This window comes from Streptomyces sp. ICC1 (genome assembly GCF_003287935.1).
GTDB classification, from domain to species: domain Bacteria; phylum Actinomycetota; class Actinomycetes; order Streptomycetales; family Streptomycetaceae; genus Streptomyces; species Streptomyces tritrimontium.
Genome location: NZ_CP030287.1, coordinates 6,379,365 through 6,396,922 on the forward strand (window position 1 = coordinate 6,379,365; position 17,558 = coordinate 6,396,922).

The following is a 17,558-nucleotide window of genomic DNA, read 5'->3' on the forward strand; positions in this document are numbered from 1 at the left end:
GAACTATGTGGAGCCCGGACGGGCGGGCGACGGCGGCCGCGGCCGGCACCGCCCACCCGTCCGGTTATGCACCGGGAGCGACTACTTCACGTCCTGGTAGCAGGGCTGGTCGCCACCGAGGAGGCGCAGCTTGAGGTCGGGCAGCTTGAAGGTGCCCGCCGTCGTCGCCCACGCCTTCTGGCGCACGTTCGACAGCACCGCGCGGTCCGCACGCTGCGAGAACGCGTACGGGCTGGCGACCGTGCCGGCCTGCGGCTTGGTCTTGTGGCTCGCGTCGCCGACGGCGATGCCGATGTCCAGGTTGGTGAACTCGGCGTCGGTGTCGAGCTCGGCAACATCCAGGTAGATGTTGTCGGCCACCGCGGGCTTGCCCGGCTTGGTGCCCGTCTGCAGCTTCAGCGTGATGTTGCCGAGCGGCGTCGGGGTGACCAGCGACTGGCACATGTTGGTGATCTCGGCGTGGCTGAACCCGGAGATGGTGACCGGGTGGTGCTGCACATTGCCCTTGAGGTCGTGACCCTCGGCAATGCCGCCGTACTGGATCAGGTTCTGACCGTCGAGCTTGTCGGCCGAAACCTTGAAGTCCTGGCCCGAGACGGCGAAGGAAGCCGCGAGGGCACCCTGCGCCAGACCCACACCGACCACGGCCGTGGCCGCGATGCTCGGAACCATGACGAGCGCGAAGCGCTTCCATCTGGTCCCGCCACGAATCTGAGAACTCATTTCGTTCCTCCTTCTCGGACGTACATCTCCGGTCCGGGCGGTGCCCGTCCTGGGATGGGAGAAGTGCTACGTCCTCGGGAAGGAGCGCAAGCGAGCGGGCCGCGGCAGAGCCGCGTCCGGTACACCGGCGTTCACCCCCGAGCGACAACCACTTGGCCACGCGTTCGCGCAACCTCGGGACAGGCTCCGCCGCGTGACGAAGACCCCCCTGTCCCACGGCCGGTGCCACTGCCACCGACCGGCCCGGTGGGGACCCTCCACCGCGGCTCCGGATGAGCGGCTCTGCGGGAAGGACCGAGCGTCGCCGATCGTGGTCCATTCGCGGCCGGGGCACAAGGGGGTTCGTTACTGGCGGGTAACGGCCAGATAACCTAAGGAAGACCTGCTGCCGTCGGGCCGCAACACAGGGTGTCACCAAGGGCCACGACAGATCGGGGGAAGAGTGAACACACCGGACAGATCACGGGGTTCGATTTACTGCGAGTAACAGCGGCCGCGATTGCCAAGTTTTGGCAAAGCGCGGCCGCTGTTTGTCTGTGTGTCAATAAATCTCCGGCGCCGGACGAGCGCCGGACAAGCGCCGGACCGGCATCGCGCCGGTGCTAGAACAGCACGCGCGCGAGCGCCGTCCGCGCCGACGTCACGAGCGGACTGTCCGGCCCGACGGCCTCGAACATCTGGAGCAGGCGCACCCGTACGGCATCGCGGTCGTCACCGAACGTCACGCGTACGGTGTCCACCAGGCGCGCGAAGGCGTCCGCCACGTGCCCGCCGGCGAGGTCCAGGTCGGCGGCGGCGATCTGCGCCGCCGGATCGCGCGGGTTCTCGGCCGCCGCGGTACGCACCGCCTGCGGGTCCATGCCCTTGACCCGGGCGAAGAGTTCGGCCTGGGCCAGGCCCAGCTTGGCGTCGCTGTTGCCGGGGTCGGCGGCCAGTACGTCCTGGTAGGCGCGCACCGCTCCGTCCAGGTCGTCGGCGTCCAGCGCCTCGACCGCCGCGTCCAGCAGCGCGTCGTACGGGCCGACCGGCTCCTCGTCGGATTCCGGCCGTGCGCCCGTGCCGGCGCCCTCGGCGGCGGGGTCCACCGCGACGCCGATGACCCCGAAGCGCTCCTCGGCGACCTGCACCAGCTGGGCCAGGACCGCCCGGACCTCGTCCTCGGGCGCGAAGTCCTGGAACAGGGGCATCGCCTGGCCCGCGACGAGCGCGAACACGGCCGGGAGGGCCTGGATGCGGAACTCTCGGATCAGGTTCTGGCTGGCCGCCGCGTCCAGGGCGGCCAGGGCCAGGCGCCCGTTCGCCTCGACCGTGAGCCGCTCCAGCAGCAGGCTCAGCTCGCGGCCCTGCTCGAAGCCGTCGGCGCGGAAGTCGAGGATGACCGGAACCTCGCCCGAGAGCGGGACGACATGGCTCTCGAACTGGGTCTCATCGGTGTCGAAGACGAGCGCGGACGGCGGGAGGGCCCCGGCGGACGCGGGCGCGCCGCCCTGAGCGGCCTTCCGGGCCGACTCGGCCCGGGCCTGCTCGGCCTTCGCCTTGGCCTCGGCGGCCGCCTTCACCGCGGCGAGGTCGACGACGCCGCTCATGGACATGTTTCTGGGCTGCATGCGTACATCCTCCCCCGTGCTCGCGTGCCGACGAAAAAGATCGGCCGAAACGAACCGATCGCGGTACCGGGCGTGCGGTTCCGCCGCACTCCCGGTGCCGTTCGTGCTCTGCGTGCTCTACGTGCTGTGGCGCCGGGTCCCCACCTGGCGCCGGTAGCTCTTCGCGTGGTTGTCGCTCTTACGCTACGAGTCGTAGCGTAACTCCCTTCACCCGCCCGCGCCCCGTGATCTGAAGCACACCTCCGGGGCCCGCGGCGGTTCCCCTACCGGCGGGTATGGTCTCGGCCATGCGCAACCCCAGCTCAGACACCCCGCCCCCGCCCGGCCGCACCGGCCGCCCGCGCAGCGCGGCGGCGGACGCCGCGATCCTGGCCGCGACGCGGGACGCGCTGGTGGAGCTGGGATGGTCGAAGCTGACGATGGGGGACGTCTCGGCCCGGGCCGGCGTCGCGAAGACCACGCTCTACCGGCGCTGGTCCGGCAAGAGCGAGCTGGTCGTGGACGCCGTGGCCGAGCTCTTCGACTCCCTCGAACTGCCCGACCGGGGCTCGCTCGAGGCCGACATCGAGTACGTGGTGCTCCGGTTCGCGGAGCTGCTGCGGCGCCCGGAGGCCCGGACGGCCCTGATGGCGGTCGTCGCCGAGTCCACCCGGGACGATGCCCTGCGCGACCGGATCCGGTCGGCGATCGTGGACCGGCAGAAACGTCTCGTCGTCCTGGGTCGCGAACGGGCGCAGGCCCGGGGCGAACTTCCCTACGAGGAGGACGAGTCCCTCGCCGGCCGCACCACCGACCTGATCTTCGACGTGATCGCGGGCACGGTCGTGCACCGCGCGCTGGTCAGCTCCGAGCCGGTGGACGAGCTGTGGGTGGCCACGTTCACCGCGCTGCTCATGCACGGCCTCCAGGGTTCCGCCGGCGGCCCTTCCGGCCCCGCGCCGGCGGGGTGAGCACCGCGGGCCCGCCGCCGTCCGACAGCGGCAGGAACTCCGGGGACCAGGCCGGGGCCGACCGGATCAGCGCCTCCGAGCGCGGGTTGTGGCCCGGCCAGGGCCTGGGACGGCCCGGCCAGTCGGCCCACCGCAGGCTGTCGGCCTCCTCCGGCGGCAGCAGCCCCGAGGCCACCAGGGCCGCGCGGCCCGCCTCCAGTCCGGCCAGCCGGTAGCCGTACTCGGAGGAGTCCACGTCGTGGAACCGGGCGTCGGTGAGCAGCACCGAGGCCGCCACCCCGTCCAGCCCGCGCACGATGCCCGCCCGCACGCAGGGCACGTAGAACTCGGGCAGCAGCGCGGCCGGCACGGCGTTCAGGACCTCGGTCAGCCCGTCCCGGCCGGGCGGCTCGAAGTCGGCGGCGATGTACGCGTACGGCCCGCAGTTGGTCTGCATGAGCACGCGGGCGCTCACCCCGTACACGGGAACGGGAAGGCGGCGGCCGGTCATGGCCGCCACCTTAGGGCCAGGGGGTGTCTGGCCGTCAGAAGCCGGGCGGCTCCGTGTAGGTGCCCCACTCGTCCCGCAGCAGGTTGCAGATCTCGCCCATCGTGGCCTCGGCGCGGGCCGCGTCCAGCATGGCCGGGATCATGTTCGACCCGTCGCGGGCGGCGGCCAGCATGGCGTCCAGCGCCGACTTCACCTTCGCCTCGTCACGGCCGGCCTTGCGCTCCGCGAGCTCGCGGACCTGTACGGTCTCCACCTCGTGGCTGACCCGCAGGATCTCCAGGTCGCCCGTGACCGAGCCGTGGTGGCAGTTGACGCCGACGACCCGCTTGTCGCCCTTCTCCACCGAGCGCTGGTACTGGAAGGCCGATTCGGCGATCTCCCCGGTGAACCAGCCGTCCTCGATGCCGCGCAGGATGCCCGAGGTGATCGGGCCGATCGGGTGCTGCCCGTTCGGGTGGGCGCGCAGCCCGCGCTCCTTGATCTGCTCGAAGATCTTCTCGGCGTCGGCCTCGATGCGGTCGGTGAGCTGCTCGACGTACCAGGAACCGCCCAGCGGGTCGGCCACGTTGGCCACGCCGGTCTCCTCCATCAGCACCTGCTGGGTGCGCAGGGCGATCTCGGCGGCCTGCTCGCTCGGCAGCGCGAGGGTCTCGTCGAGGGCGTTGGTGTGCAGCGAGTTGGTGCCGCCGAGGACGGCCGCGAGGGCCTCCACCGCGGTGCGCACCACGTTGTTGTAGGGCTGCTGGGCGGTGAGGGAGACGCCGGCCGTCTGGGTGTGGAAGCGCAGCCACATCGTCTTCTCGGACTTCGCCCCGTACACCTCCTTCATCCAGCGGGCCCAGATGCGGCGGGCGGCGCGGAACTTGGCGATCTCCTCGAAGAAGTCGAGGTGCGCGTCGAAGAAGAAGGAGAGCCCGGACGCGAAGTGGTCCACGTCCAGCCCGCGCGAGAGGCCCAGCTCCACGTACCCGAAGCCGTCGGCGAGGGTGTAGGCGAGCTCCTGCGCGGCCGTGGCCCCGGCCTCGCGGATGTGGTAGCCGGAGACGGAGAGCGGCTTGTAGTCGGGGATGCCGTTCGCGCAGTACTCCATGAGGTCGCCGATGAGGCGCAGGTGCGGCTCGGGTTCGAAGAGCCACTCCTTCTGGGCGATGTACTCCTTGAAGATGTCGGTCTGGAGCGTCCCGTTGAGGACGGCCGGATCGACGCCCTGGCGCTCGGCGGCGACGAGGTACATGCAGAAGGCGGGCACGGCGGGCCCGGAGATCGTCATCGAGGTGGTGACGTCGCCGAGCGGGATGTCCTTGAAGAGGACCTCCATGTCGGCGGCGGAGTCGATGGCGACCCCGCAGTGGCCGACCTCGCCCAGCGCGCGCGGGTCGTCGGAGTCCCGGCCCATGAGGGTCGGCATGTCGAAGGCGACGGAGAGCCCGCCGCCGCCGGCGGCCAGGATCATCTTGTAGCGCTCGTTGGTCTGCTCGGCGTTGCCGAAGCCGGCGAACTGCCGGATGGTCCAGGTCCGCCCCCGGTAGCCGGTGGCGTGCAGGCCCCGGGTGTAGGGGTACTCCCCCGGCCAGCCGATGCGCTCGAAGCCCTCGTACGCATCGCCGGGCCGCGGCCCGTAGACGGGATCGACGTCATCCCCGGAGAGCGTGGTGAAATCGGCCTCGCGCTTGCGGGCCTTGTCGTAACGGGCCTGCCAGCGACGGCGGCCTTCCTCGATGGCGTCAGCGTCCATACCCGTGAATTTACTAGGACGTCCTAGTAAATGTCGATGGCCAACCCCCGGAGAGTCGTCTCCGGGGGGGGGTGGCGGGTGTCGCGGGTCAGGCGCGGGCGCCGACCGGGCCGCCCTCGACGAGGGGCTCGACCTCGGCACGGATCGTGCGCTCGACGAAGAAGGCGGCGAGCGGGATGGTGCCCGAGACCAGCACCCACAGGAGCTTGCCGAACGGCCACTTGGCCTTGGAGCCCAGGTCGAAGGCGAACACCAGGTAGATCATGAACAGCACACCGTGCGCCTGCGAGACCGCGAAGGTCAGGTCGGCACCGGTGTCGAAGCCGTACTTCGCCACCATGCAGGAGCAGAGGATCAGGAGCATGACCGCGGTCACGTAGGCCATGACGCGGTAGCGGGTCAGCACGCTTCGTTTCATGCCGTCGAGCCTAGCCGTCCGATGCGCACGATCTTGACGGGGGCCGCCTCCGCGGCCGGGGCCGCCGGGCGACCTGCGTCACTTCTCCTCGAAGTCCGCGGCGGCCACGCGCAGCGGGCGCAGGAGCGCGAAGATCTCCCCGCACTCCTCGGCGTCGTAGGCCCCCAGTCCGAAGTCGATCTCCATCAGCGCCCCGGTCGCCGCCTCGACGACCTCGCGGCCCTTGTCCGTGATCGACGCGAGCGTGCCGCGGCCGTCGTTCGGGTTGGGGCGCCTGGCGACGAGCCCGGACTTCACCAGCCGGTCCACGGTGTTCGTCACCGACGTCGGGTGGACCATCAGCCGCTCGCCGATCTTCGACATCGGCAGTTCCCCGGCCTTGGAGAAGGTCAGCAGCACCAGCGCCTCGTACCGCGCGAAGGTCAGGCCGTACGGCTTGACGACCGCGTCGACCTCCCCGAGCAGGATCTGGTGCGCCCGCATGATCGAGGTGATCGCGGCCATCGAGGGCACCGGACCCCAGCGCCGCTGCCACAGTTCGTCGGCGCGGGCGATCGGGTCGAAGGGAAGGCTGAGCGGTTTCGGCACGCACCAGACCCTACCGGGCGGTCATTTGGCGGCGGGATCCGTCTCACTCCTCGACCCCCCGCTCCGGCGCACCTCCGCGAGCAGCAGCAGGACGACCCCGGTGCCGAGGACGGCGGAGCCCGTGACCACCGTGTGGACCGGCAGGAATTCGGCGGCGAGGCCGGCCAGCGCCATGCCGACGCCCTGCAGGGTCATCAGACCGGTGCTGAGCAGCGTCATCGCCCGGCCGCGCAGGTCCGCGGGGACGGCGTCGAGGTACCACTGGTCGAGTCCGAGGGTGTACGCGTGGGACAGCCCGGCCGCCACGAGCGCGGCCAGCAGCAGCACCGTCCCGGGCCGGACCGCGTACACCAGCAGCGGCAGCAGCCCCGCGGCGGCGAGCGGCGCCGTGATCCGCGAACGCGTTCGGGCGGTGAGCGCGGAGCCCGCCCACAGCTCGCCGGCGATGGCGCCGGCCGGCATCGCGCACATCAGCAGCCCGAGCTCGGCGGTGGAGGCGCCGGCCCCGGCGGCGTACGGGGTGAGCAGCGCCTCGGGGACGACGAAGAAGAGCGGCGGCAGCCAGCACAACAGGGTGAGCGCCCGCAGCCGGCGCCCGCCCAGGACGGAGCGCAGTCCGGCGAGCGGCGAGGTGCGCCGCCCGGCGGCCGCGGCGCGGGCGGGCCGGTCCCGGGTGCCCAGGCGCAGCAGCAGGGCGGAGCCGAGGAAGCCGGCGGCCGTCAGGACGATGGCCCCGCGCGGGGCCAGCACGGTGAGCAGCAGTCCGCCGAGGCCGAAGCCGATGAGCTGGGCGCTCTGGGCCACCATGCGCAGCAGCGAGCGGCCCAGGACGTAGGCCTCGCCCTCGCCGAGGATGTCGGCGAGGGAGGCGCTGCGGGTGCCCTGGAACAGCGGCGCGACGAAGGCCATCGCGCAGCGCAGTACGAGGAGCAGCGCGACCGGGGTGCCGGGGGCGGCCATGGCCGCCGCGCAGGCCGCGCAGAGCAGGTCGCAGCCGACGAGCACGCGGCGGGCGGGCAGGCGGTCGGCGACCGGGGCGAGGAGGGTGCCGCCGAGGGCGTAGGGGAGGAAGCCGAGGGCGAAGGTGAGCGCGCTCATCAGGGGCGAGCCGGTGGCGCGGAAGACGAGGACGGTGAGGGAGATCTCGGCGACGACCACGCCGAGCACGGACAGCAGGTGCGCGGCGAAGACGGGCCGGAACTCCCGGACGCGGAAGACGGAGCGGTAGCCGGCGGGTTCCTGCGCGGGGGCGCGAACGGGATCCGCGGGGTGCGCCCCGACCCCGGCGGCCCCCGCCGCGGCGGCGTGGCCGGGCACCCGCTCCGGGTCGGGGCCGGCGGCTCCCTCGGGGGCGGTACCGGTTGCGGCGGCGGTCCCGCCCGGGTCGATGGTGGTCATACGGGCCACCCTGGCGGCGCCTAGGGTGGGAGGACAGAGATTCGCCCCAGCCCGAATCACCGCTGCCCGCGGCGCCGGGTCCCGGGCCGGGCCGGGCGCGGCCGAGCCTGGCGCCTGGCGCCGAGCCTGGTGCCTGGGCTGGCGCCCGGCCCGGCCCGGCCGAGTCATGCCGAGTCATGCCGAGCAGTCCTACCCCCGGAGGGATCCGTGCCCTTCCACTTCCGCTTCGGCCCGGCGGACCTGATGCGCTGCCGGTTCTCGATCTCGCCCCGCTGGGAGACCCAGGAGGCGGTGCGGGTCCTGAAGCAGCCCCTGCGGCAGGCCTACCACCTGCCCTGGCTCCGCCGGATCCGCTCGGCGGCCGACGGTCTGGACCTGCGGCCGCTGTGGCTGCTGATGCCCCGCACCGGCCACAACCCGGACTTCCTCAGCCCGCCGCCGACGGGCCCGTCGGTCACCTTCGAGGAGGAGCTGGCGCGGGTCCGGGCCGCCGACCCCGGGGCCGCGCACGAAGATCTGCGGCGCTCCCTGGTCTGCACCCCGGGCGCGCTGGAGAGCGCGGCCGGGCAGCGGATGCTGGCGGATCCGGCGCGGGCGGTCCGGGAGCTGGCCGATCTGTACGAGCTGGCCTGGCGGACGCTGGTCGCCCCGCACTGGCCCCGGCTGCGGTCGCTGCTGGAGGCGGACGTCCTGTTCCACTCGCGACGGCTGGCCGCGGGCGGGCTGGAGGCCCTGTTCGACGGCCTCCACCCGGATCTGAGCTGGTCGGGGAAGACCCTCACCATCGCCCGCCGGGGCCACCACGACCGCTCCCTGGACGGCCAGGGACTCCTCCTCATGCCGAGCGCCTTCGTCTGGCCGGAGGTGGTGGGCGGCTACGACCCGCCGTGGCAGCCGACCCTGGTGTACCCGGCCCGGGGCATCGGCGCACTGTGGACGGCCCCGGCGGGACCGGCCCCGGCGGCCCTGGCCCGCCTCCTGGGGCGGGCCCGCGCCGACGTCCTGTGCGCGCTGGCCGAGCCGGCCTCGACCACCGCGCTGGCCCACCGCCTGTCCCTGGCCCCCTCCACCGTCTCCTCCCACCTGAAGGCCCTCAAGGAAGGGGGCCTCCTCGTCTCCTCCCGCCACGGCCACCAGATCCTCTACGAACGCACCCCCCTGGCCATCGCCCTCTCCAGCCCCTCCGGCGCGTGAGGAGCGGAGTCCAGGCGCAGCCCGGGGAGCGGCGGAAGAGCGGGTGGGGCCCCGCGCACACCCACCCGGCCGCCCGACGGGGCACTGCATGCCCCGGGCGGTGGGAGCGATGCGGGGTCCCGGGTCGTCGCGGTCCCGTCCGGGTGGGCGGTGACGTGGTCGAGGCGGCTCAGGACCCGGGCCGGGTCGAGGTCGAGGTCTCCCAGGGCGCGGGTGGCCCTGCGCGGTTGTCCCGTGGTGGGTGGCGGCGCGGACTCCGGGCCCCGTGGCGTCGCCGACCACGAGGGCGGTCCTGCCCCGAGGGGGGATCGCGTCGAACCGGCCCGCCGCCGATCCCGCAGATCCTGCCGATCCCGCGCGTCGCCGTGTCGGGCTGGTGCGGGCCGTGATCTTCAGGCCTGCGGGGCGGGGGAGGAGGCCGCGCGGGGGTCTCGGTGGCGTGCGGGTACGCACTCCCGGGCATCGCCCCTGCCTCCGTGCCCGCCTTCATCGGCGCCAGTGGTGGGTGCCGTGGTGGGCCTGGCCCTGGTGGCGGTCATCTCCACGCGCGGCGCGACCGAGCAGGGTCAGCCCGCGGTCTGACGCGGCGCACCGTTGCCCCGCTCGCCCGTCCGTCCGTCCGCCCGCTCGCCCGTCCGCCCGCCCGTCCGTCGTCCGCCCGCTCAGTCGACGACCGTGCTGCGGCGCTCCAGCAGCACCACGTCCCGCCAGACGCCGTGGTGGCGGCCGATGCGTTCACGGGTGCCGATGATCCGGAAGCCCGCGCGTGCGTGGACGGCGAGGCTGGCGGAGTTCTCGGGGAAGATCCCGGACTGGATCGTCCAGATGCCCGCCGCTTCCGTCGAGGCGATCAGAGCCTGGAGCAGGGCGCGGGCCGCGCCGCGGCCCCGCGCGGCCGGGTCGACGTACACGGAGTGCTCGACGACGCCCGCGTATGCGCACCGGTCCGAGACGGCCGTCGCGGCGACCCAGCCGAGGACCGTGCCGTCCTCGTCCACCGCTGCGAAGCGGTGCCCGGGCAGCTTGGAGGCGTCGAACGCCTCCCAGGCCGGGGCGGCGGTTTCGAAGGTCGCGTTGCCCTCGTCGATCCCGGCCCGGTAGATCGCCAGTACCGCGTCAGCGTGCTCGGGGAGCAGCGGGGTGATGCGCATCCCCGTCATGCCGTCTTCGCCGCACCGGCCAGGAGGGCGCTCATGGCGGCGAGCACGGAGGGCTCGACGCGGTAGTACACCCAGGTTCCGCGTCGTTCGGAGGACAGCAGCCCGGCTTCCTTCAGCTTCTTCAGGTGGTGGGAGACGGTGGGCTGGGAGACGCCGACGTCGGAGATGTCGCACACGCAGGCCTCGCCGCCCTCGTGCGAGGCGACGGAGGAGAACAGGCGCAGGCGGACCGGGTCACCCAGCGCCTTGAACATCTTCGCCGCAACCTCCGCCTCATCCGCGGACATGGGGCGCTCGTTCAGTGGCGGGCAGCACGGCGCGATGGCCTGATCGGCTTCCAGGAGCGGCAGAAGGTTCGCATTCGACATACGTCTATGTTGACACATGTCGAAGCAGGACAGGACAGCAGGACAGCGGGACGGCAGGACGGCAGGACAGCAGGACAGTAGGACGGCAGGACAGCAGGGGTGCCGGCGCCGGCCGCGGCGCGATGACCCGCTGCCCGACGCGCGAGGCGGGCAGCGGGTCCGCCCCGGGCAAGGGCCTGCAGGGCCTGCGGAAGCCCTGAGAATTCGATGAATGTCTATGTTGACGTTCGTCGAATCAGGTGCAACGCTGGTCGTGCAAGCCATCGACGGATGTCGAAACAACGAGGAGCCCACCGTGAACGCGCCTGCCATCACCGACCTGCCCGTCGTCGTCATCGGGGCCGGTCCGGCCGGCCTCGCGGCCGCAGCCCACCTGCTCGACCGCGGCATCGAACCCCTCGTCCTGGAAGCCGGTCCGGCGGCGGGCGGCGCCGTCCGCGAGTGGGCGCACGTACGCCTGTTCTCCGCTTGGGGCGAGGTCGTCGACCCGGTGGCCGAGAAGCTCCTCGCACCCACCGGCTGGGTCACGCCGGATCCCGCCACCTACCCCTCCGGCGGCGACTGGGTCGAGCGCTACCTCCAGCCGCTGGCCGACGTCCTGGGCGGGCGGGTCCGCTACGACGCGACCGTCACCGGCGTCTCCCGGGCTGGCCGCGACCGCATCGTCGACGCCGACCGCGAGGCCCAGCCCTTCGTGGTCCACCATGCCGCGGCCGACGGCAGCGAGGCCCGCGTCTTCGCCCGCGCCGTCATCGACGCCTCCGGCACCTGGTCCACCCCCAGCCCGGCCGGCGGCAGCGGCCTTGCCGCACTCGGAGAGAAGGGCGCGGCCGACCGCTTCGCCTACCGCGTCCCGAACCTCAAGGACCCGGCCGTCCGAGCCCGGTACGCCGGCAAGCGCACCGCCGTGATCGGTTCCGGAGCCTCCGCCTTCACCGCCCTCGCCCACCTCGCCGACCTCGCGAAGAGCGAACAGGGCACCCACGCGGCCTGGATCCTCCGACGGGGCATCTCCGGGTCCACTTTCGGAGGTGGCGAAGCCGACGAGCTCCCCGCCCGCGGCGCCCTCGGCCTCGCCGCGAAGGCCGCCGTCGACGCCGGCCATGCGGACGCGGTCACCGGCTTCCGTACCGAGGCCGTCGAGCGCGACACCGACGGCCGCCTGGTCCTCGTCGGCGAGGACGGCCGCCGCCTCGAACCCGTCGACGAGGTCATCGTGCTCACCGGCTTCCGCCCCGACCTCACCTTCCTCGACGAGCTCCGCCTCAACCTCGACGAGCGCCTCCAGGCTCCCACCGAACTGGCCCCGCTGATCGACCCCAACCAGCACTCCTGCGGCACCGTCTACCCCCACGGCGTGAACGAGCTCTCGCACCCGGAGAAGGACGTCTACCTCGTCGGCATGAAGTCCTACGGCCGCGCCCCGACCTTCCTGGCCATGACCGGCTACGAGCAGGTCCGCTCCATCGCCGCACACCTCGCCGGCGACAGGGAAGCCGCCGAGCGCGTCGAACTCACCCTCCCCGAGACCGGAGTCTGCGGCGGCGCGGGCCTCTTCGACCAGCCCGAGGCCGCCGAGGAGACCGGCGGCGGCTGCTGCGCGACCCCGGCGACCCTCACCATCGGCGCCCCGGCCCGTTCCGGCGGCTGCTGACCCCGGCGACCGGCCCCCGCGTCGCGAGCGGCTCTCTTGGCGGACGGCTCCGGAGGTGTCAGTGGTACGCCTCCTGGAGGCGGCCGATCCGCTCCGCGGAGTACTTGGTACCGCGGTCCCCTGACAGGTGGATCCAGGTGCCGCTGTCCTCGGTGCACCGCGGGGGCTCAGGAGTTTCCGGCACGGGCACGGGCACGGGTGCGGGCATGGGTGTGGGCATGGGCATGAGCTCGGGCATGGGCCCGGGGGCTGACATCGATGTCGAGACGTTCGTGCGGGCGGTCTCCGGGGCCTCGGGTGCGAGCAGCCCGTGCAACTGGGCCAGGTAGCCGAGCTGGAAGCGGCTCGTCGCGCCCAACTGGCGCATGATCGCTGATACATGGCGCTGGCAGGTGCGCACCGAGATGCCGAGGGCGCGGGCCGTGACGCGGTCGTCGTCACCCTGCATCAGGTGCTGGAGTATGGAGCGTTTCGCCTGGTCGGCGACGTCCTGGATGAAGGCCTTCTCGCGGGGTTTGCCGATGTGCTCGCCCGTCGCCCACAGGACGTCGAACATCTCGGCGACGAAGGCGACCAGGTCAGGGCTGCGGACGAGCAGTGCCCCGCCGGCCCCGCCCGCCGTTTCCCGGAGGGGGAGGACGAGCAGGGCCCGGTCGAAGACCAGGCACCCGGCCAGGCCGCCGGAAACCGTCCTGGCTTCGGCGCCGAGAGCGGCCAGCTCGGCTTCGTACCGCACGGTCGGCGGGTCGAAGCGGGCCGAGTGCTGGTAGAGCGCGCGCACGAGCACACCGCGGGAGAGGAGGTCGCGGTCGCGGTCGCGGTGCCGCCCGGCCGCGGGCAGGGGGCCGCCCGGCTGTGCGCGGAGCAGCTCCTTCGTGCAAGCGGCGGAGTGGCTCTCGATGATGTACCGGAGTTCGTCCGACGAATCGATGAGCTCCAACGGCGGCCCCTCCAGGGTGCGGTGGCGCGAAGCGTGCACGATGGCCAGTTCCGCGAGCTGCCCCCGCATGCGCAGCAGGTCGAGCTGGGCTCCCTGTACGCGCTCCTCCCACTCCTTGAGCAACTGCGCGGACACGTCGGTCGGGTTGGTGGCCGCGAAGCAGTCGGGGCCGATCTGCTGGACGAGGCCGGTGGAGACGAGGGTGTCGAGGGTGTCGAGGGCGTGGGCCGCGGTCTCGGGTTCCGCCCGGGTGAGCACCTGGCTCGACTGGAGGGGGCCCTGCTCCGCGAACTCCCGGTAGAGGTCCATCTCTTCGGGGGTGAGCTCCCGGGGGCGGTCACGGTCCTGCGGGCGTTTCAGTGCGGCTCGTTTCATGGGGTGCCCTCTCGTTCGCATCCGTCGCGATCGCGATGCTAGGAGACTCCGCCCGGGCCCGCCGACCGGGGAACGTGTATCGGCCATGCTTGCCGGGTGCGGGAGCGGGCCGGAGGGCGGCGCGACATCCCTGGGCCACAGCGGAATTCGGCGGGTGGCTCGAACCTGCCGACTGGACGGTATGCCCCTTCGGGGATGGCCGGAACGCGTACCCCGTGCTTGAAACTTGCAGCAAGTTCTTGCTGTCGTCTTTCCGACAGTCGGTAACACGACGGTCGTCCCCCATTGGCGGGGGCCGCCGCGCCCTCGATGCTGAAGGGGCGCGCGCCGATCCAAAGACGCGCAGTAACCGGAAGGTTCTCGTTCCCATGCATCCCAGACGGCCGGCCGGCCCCGCCCTCCGGAGCCGCCGGACCGGCTCCCAGACTCAGTCGTCCGCCGGGTGGACCACCTCGACGCCCTGGTCACGGAGCACTTCGACCGCGGGGGAGTCCGCGGGAGCGTCCGTGACGACGAGGGCGATCTCCTCCATGGAGCAGATGCGGCCCAGCGCCGCACGGCCGATCTTGTCGGCGGTCGCGACGAGGATCACGCGCTGTGCCGAGGCGACCGCCGCCCGCTTCACCTGTACGTCGTCGAGGTTGTAGGCGGTGGCGCCCTGGACGGGGTCGACCCCGCAGCAGCCCAGGATGAACGTGTCGAAGCACAGGTCCTTGAAGGTCTGCACGGGTGCGTGGCCGTAAAAGGACAGCTCTTCGGGGCGCACCTGGCCGCCGGGCATCACCAGTTGGATGCCGGGATTCGAGGACAAGGTGAAGGCCGCGTGCAGGGAAAGCGGTGTGACGGTGAACTGGCGGTCGGACATGGCCTTTGCGATGGCGACAGCCGTCGTGCCCGTATCCAGTGCGACGGTCTCGCCGTCGGTGAGCAGTTCGACCACGGCGCGCCCGAGCCGCTCCTTGGCCCGCGCTCCGGACATGGCCCGGATCGCGTAGGGGGGCTCGACGCCGCCGGGCAGGCTGTTCACGGCGCCGCCGCGCACCCGGCGCAGTGCTCCCCGGGACTCCAACACCTCCAGATCCCGGCGGATGGTCATCTCGGACGCCCCGGTGGTCTGGGCCAGCTCGGCCACCGTCGCGCGGTTCTGCCGCATGAGCAGTCCCACGACGAACTTGTGCCTCTCCATCACGTTCATGTGTCTGCTTTTAGCACAGATGGGGCGCTGGAGCCCTGCTGAGCGTTTCGCACATCGATACTGTTGAAATGAACATTCTCGGTGTGTAGCGTGATCGCAGCAACGTGAACTTCCTGCCGATGTGAACGTCGATCGTGTTCATTAGGCCATGACCGATGAAGGAGAGCGATGACCGCCACCAGCGAGGCCGATCTGCCAGAAGGGGGGAAGCCCCTCCTCACCACCGTCGCGATCGTCGCCTCGTGCCTGGCGTTCATGGTGATCGGCGCCCTCCAGGCGCTCTACGGTCCGGCGATCCCGGCCCTGCGGGACGAGTTCGGCATCAGTCCGGCCGTGGCCGGTCTGAGCCTCAGCGCGCACTTCGTCGGAGCCCTCCTCGGAGTGCTGATCTACCACCTCCTGCGGGGCCGCCTGAACAACCGGGTGCTGCTCGGCAGCTCGTACCTGCTCATGGCCGTCGGCGCGGTGGTCTTCGCCTTCTCCCCGAGCTGGGCCCTCGCCCTGGCCGGCACGTTCGTCATCGGACTGGGCTTCGGCGGCATCGACTACGGCCTCAACCAGCTCTTCGCCGTCGGGTTCGGCCGCCGCAGCACCGCCATGCTCAACCTGCTGAACGGGCACTTCGGCATCGGCGCGATCGCCGGTCCCGCCCTGATCGGCTGGCTCGGGGCGGACAGCTACCCGGAGATCTTCGTGGGCACCGGCGTGATCAGCCTGCTGATCCTCTTCACCCTCGGCGGGGTCGCCGCCAGGGAGCCCGCCCCCGCCCCCGTGGAAGGCGCATCGGCAGGCGGCGCCCGGGTACTCCCGATCATCGGGGTGTTCATCGGGATCTACGTCCTGCACGTCGCCATCGAGACCGGTGTCGGCGGCTGGGAACCCACCCACCTCGAAGCCGTCGGATACGGCGCCGCCACCGCCGCGACCGCGACCTCCGCCTACTGGGCCGCCCTGACCATCGGCCGGTTCATCGCCGCGCCGATCAGCCTGCGCTGGCCCGCGCCGTCGATCCTCATGGTCTGCTGCGCCGGCATGGCCGGCTTCCTCCTCCTGGCGACGGTCCCGGCTTTCGCCCCGTACGCGTACTTCGGCGTCGGCCTGATGATCGCGCCGATCTTCCCGACCTGCCTGCCCTGGCTGAACCGCGCCGTGCCCGGCGTGGCCGCCGCCGGTGCCTATGTGATCGCCGCCTCGATGATCGGCGGGGTGGCGTTCCCGCCCCTGCTGGGTGCCGTCATCGACACGATGGAGGTGAAGACGGTGCCGCTGCTGCTGTTCCTGCTCGCCGTCATCTGCGGCGTGCTGAGCCTGTGGCTGCGCCGCAACGCCCCCGACCTCGGTGGCGTGTCCGGTCCGAGCGACCCCGGACGCAAGGACTCCGGGCACGCGGACCCCGGGCGCACGGACTCCGTCACCACCCTCTGAACGCTGATCGCCACCCTCTGCACTCCGAACGCCCTGAACCCGTAGAACGTGAGGAACCGAAGGATGAAAGCCGTCCTCTTCGACATGTTCGGTGTCATCGCACGTGTCCAGTCGCCCGAGTCCATGGCCGCCCTGGAACGCACGGCCGGCGGCGACCCCGACCGCTTCTGGGCGGCGTACTGGTCACAGCGGCCCCCCTACGACCGCGGCGAGGTCACGGGGCCCGACTACTGGCAAGCGGTCTGCGCGGAACTGGGCATCCCCCGCGACCTGCGGCTGACCGATGAGCTGACCGCCGCCGACCTCGCCAGCTGGAGCGAGATCGACCAGCGGACGGTGGACCTGCTCGGCCTCCTCGCCGACAGGGGGGTCGTGCTCGGCCTCCTCTCCAACATTCCCGAGGACCTGGCCGTCCTGTACGAGGCCACCCACCCGTGGCTGGAGCGGTTCGCGGTCCGCGGACTGTCCTGCCGGATCGGCAGCGCCAAGCCCGAGCCCGCCGCCTACGAGTGGTGCGTGCGCGAGCTCGGACTGCCGCCCGAGGAGGTCCTGTTCGTCGACGACCGGGCCGAGAACGTGGACGCCGCATGCCGACTGGGCCTCCAGGGGCACGTGTTCACCTCGCCAGAAGCCTTGTGGGACGTACTGGAGACGACGTTGACATGACGACGCCGGCGCAGCTGTACGCCCTGTGTGCCGCCGCGCACGGCAGCTTCCCGCCGCCGCGCCGCGAGACCGAGACCGGCCGGGGGCTCGCCGGCGCGATGCTCCTCCAGGGCGTGCTGGCCGGCCGGCTGGACCTGTCCGGCGACCGGGTCAGACCGACCGGGCGGGGCCGCCGCGGTGACCCGGTGCTGGACGCGTTCCTGGCGCGCGTCGAGGCTTCCGCCCGAGACCGGGAGCCGTCCGACTGGGTGGAACGCCTGGGTCCCGCGGCGCTCGCCTCCTCCTCCTCCTCCTCCTCCTCCTGCTCCGCCTCCGCCGCCTCCTCCTCCCGTCCAGTGCTCCTCCCGGGCGGCGCGGGTCCACCTGCCGGCCTGCGGCCCCCGGAGGCGCTGAGACGGGTGCGGCGTTCGGTGGGGGACCCCGACCGGTCCGTACGGCACGCGGTGGCCGCGGGTGCGCTGATCGCGGCGTCCGGACTGCACGACCTGTGCTGGCCAGACCTGTCCCGGCGCGAGGCGACCCGGCACACGCTGCGGGCCGTGGCCGCGCTGGGACCGGCGGGGCTGCCCGCCGCCCGCGCCGCGACGGCGGTCTCCCGTTCGCTGAGCGGCTCCACCGGCGCCCTCGCATTTCACGGCTAGACAGTCCACATCGGAAAGAGATCTGCATCTC

General features: G+C 72.3%; 17 protein-coding genes. 6 read left to right on the forward strand and 11 right to left on the reverse strand.

The window, feature by feature from the left end:
• Window positions 1-81: 81 nt before the first annotated feature.
• Both DRB96_RS29985 and DRB96_RS29990 read right to left on the reverse strand, forming a co-directional pair.
• Entirely contained in the window at window positions 82-723 is a 642-nt protein-coding gene (locus tag DRB96_RS29985; protein WP_112451281.1) for a DUF6230 family protein, read from the reverse strand.
• A 602-nt stretch (window positions 724-1,325) separates the two neighbouring features.
• Window positions 1,326-2,330: a tetratricopeptide repeat protein gene (locus DRB96_RS29990; protein ID WP_112451282.1), complete on the reverse strand. Its 1,005-nt coding sequence runs from the start codon at window positions 2,328-2,330 to the stop codon at window positions 1,326-1,328.
• Window positions 2,331-2,617: 287 nt separating this feature from the next.
• On the opposite strand from DRB96_RS29990, the gene DRB96_RS29995 reads away from it, so the two are divergent.
• Window positions 2,618-3,280, forward strand: coding sequence for a TetR/AcrR family transcriptional regulator (locus DRB96_RS29995; RefSeq protein WP_112453846.1), 663 nt, complete (start codon window positions 2,618-2,620; stop codon window positions 3,278-3,280).
• Here DRB96_RS29995 and DRB96_RS30000 read toward each other — a convergent pair.
• From DRB96_RS30000 to DRB96_RS30020, 5 genes are all read right to left on the reverse strand, one after another.
• Window positions 3,222-3,770, reverse strand: a complete 549-nt coding sequence (locus DRB96_RS30000) for a hypothetical protein (RefSeq protein ID WP_112451283.1) — start codon at window positions 3,768-3,770, stop codon at window positions 3,222-3,224. The genes DRB96_RS29995 and DRB96_RS30000 overlap by 59 nt on opposite strands.
• A 34-nt stretch (window positions 3,771-3,804) precedes the next feature.
• On the reverse strand, window positions 3,805-5,505 hold the full coding sequence (locus DRB96_RS30005; RefSeq protein WP_112451284.1) for a methylmalonyl-CoA mutase family protein: 1,701 nt from the start codon (window positions 5,503-5,505) through the stop codon (window positions 3,805-3,807).
• A gap of 88 nt (window positions 5,506-5,593) precedes the next feature.
• Window positions 5,594-5,923 (reverse strand): DUF3817 domain-containing protein, encoded by a 330-nt coding sequence (locus DRB96_RS30010; RefSeq protein ID WP_112451285.1) that lies wholly within the window; start codon window positions 5,921-5,923, stop codon window positions 5,594-5,596.
• A gap of 78 nt (window positions 5,924-6,001) precedes the next feature.
• The gene (locus tag DRB96_RS30015; RefSeq protein ID WP_112451286.1) at window positions 6,002-6,511 is read right to left on the reverse strand and encodes a MarR family transcriptional regulator; all 510 of its coding nucleotides are present in this window, start codon (window positions 6,509-6,511) and stop codon (window positions 6,002-6,004) included.
• 21 nt (window positions 6,512-6,532) lie between these two features.
• Window positions 6,533-7,909, reverse strand: coding sequence for an MFS transporter (locus DRB96_RS30020; protein ID WP_112451287.1), 1,377 nt, complete (start codon window positions 7,907-7,909; stop codon window positions 6,533-6,535).
• A gap of 207 nt (window positions 7,910-8,116) precedes the next feature.
• On the opposite strand from DRB96_RS30020, the gene DRB96_RS30025 reads away from it, so the two are divergent.
• A complete protein-coding gene (locus tag DRB96_RS30025; protein WP_112451288.1) occupies window positions 8,117-9,103 on the forward strand; it encodes a DUF5937 family protein in 987 nt (328 codons plus the stop codon).
• Between the two features lie 662 nt (window positions 9,104-9,765).
• Here DRB96_RS30025 and DRB96_RS30030 read toward each other — a convergent pair.
• Together DRB96_RS30030 and DRB96_RS30035 are read right to left on the reverse strand one after the other, a co-directional pair.
• Window positions 9,766-10,263 (reverse strand): GNAT family N-acetyltransferase, encoded by a 498-nt coding sequence (locus DRB96_RS30030; protein ID WP_112451289.1) that lies wholly within the window; start codon window positions 10,261-10,263, stop codon window positions 9,766-9,768.
• Entirely contained in the window at window positions 10,260-10,631 is a 372-nt protein-coding gene (locus DRB96_RS30035; protein ID WP_112451290.1) for a metalloregulator ArsR/SmtB family transcription factor, read from the reverse strand. The genes DRB96_RS30030 and DRB96_RS30035 overlap by 4 nt, the downstream gene beginning before the upstream one ends.
• A 295-nt stretch (window positions 10,632-10,926) precedes the next feature.
• On the opposite strand from DRB96_RS30035, the gene DRB96_RS30040 reads away from it, so the two are divergent.
• On the forward strand, window positions 10,927-12,285 hold the full coding sequence (locus DRB96_RS30040; protein ID WP_112451291.1) for an NAD(P)-binding domain-containing protein: 1,359 nt from the start codon (window positions 10,927-10,929) through the stop codon (window positions 12,283-12,285).
• A 58-nt stretch (window positions 12,286-12,343) separates the two neighbouring features.
• Here the strand turns inward: DRB96_RS30040 and DRB96_RS30045 are convergent, their stop codons facing one another.
• Both DRB96_RS30045 and DRB96_RS30050 read right to left on the reverse strand, forming a co-directional pair.
• Window positions 12,344-13,600, reverse strand: a complete 1,257-nt coding sequence (locus DRB96_RS30045; RefSeq protein WP_162688781.1) for a helix-turn-helix transcriptional regulator — start codon at window positions 13,598-13,600, stop codon at window positions 12,344-12,346.
• A gap of 427 nt (window positions 13,601-14,027) precedes the next feature.
• Complete coding sequence (locus DRB96_RS30050; protein WP_112451293.1) at window positions 14,028-14,795, reverse strand: DeoR/GlpR family DNA-binding transcription regulator; 768 nt, start codon at window positions 14,793-14,795, stop codon at window positions 14,028-14,030.
• A gap of 168 nt (window positions 14,796-14,963) precedes the next feature.
• On the opposite strand from DRB96_RS30050, the gene DRB96_RS30055 reads away from it, so the two are divergent.
• The 3 genes from DRB96_RS30055 to DRB96_RS30065 all read left to right on the forward strand — a co-directional run bounded on the left by DRB96_RS30055 (window position 14,964) and on the right by DRB96_RS30065 (window position 17,527).
• Window positions 14,964-16,220 carry an MFS transporter gene (locus DRB96_RS30055; protein WP_112451294.1) on the forward strand — a complete coding sequence of 419 codons (1,257 nt, stop codon included), beginning with the start codon at window positions 14,964-14,966 and terminating at the stop codon, window positions 16,218-16,220.
• Window positions 16,221-16,283: 63 nt separating this feature from the next.
• Window positions 16,284-16,886, forward strand: a complete 603-nt coding sequence (locus DRB96_RS30060; protein ID WP_112451295.1) for an HAD family phosphatase — start codon at window positions 16,284-16,286, stop codon at window positions 16,884-16,886.
• Window positions 16,883-17,527 carry a GPP34 family phosphoprotein gene (locus DRB96_RS30065; RefSeq protein ID WP_162688782.1) on the forward strand — a complete coding sequence of 215 codons (645 nt, stop codon included), beginning with the start codon at window positions 16,883-16,885 and terminating at the stop codon, window positions 17,525-17,527. Before DRB96_RS30060 ends, DRB96_RS30065 begins: the two co-directional genes overlap by 4 nt.
• Window positions 17,528-17,558: the final 31 nt, after the last annotated feature.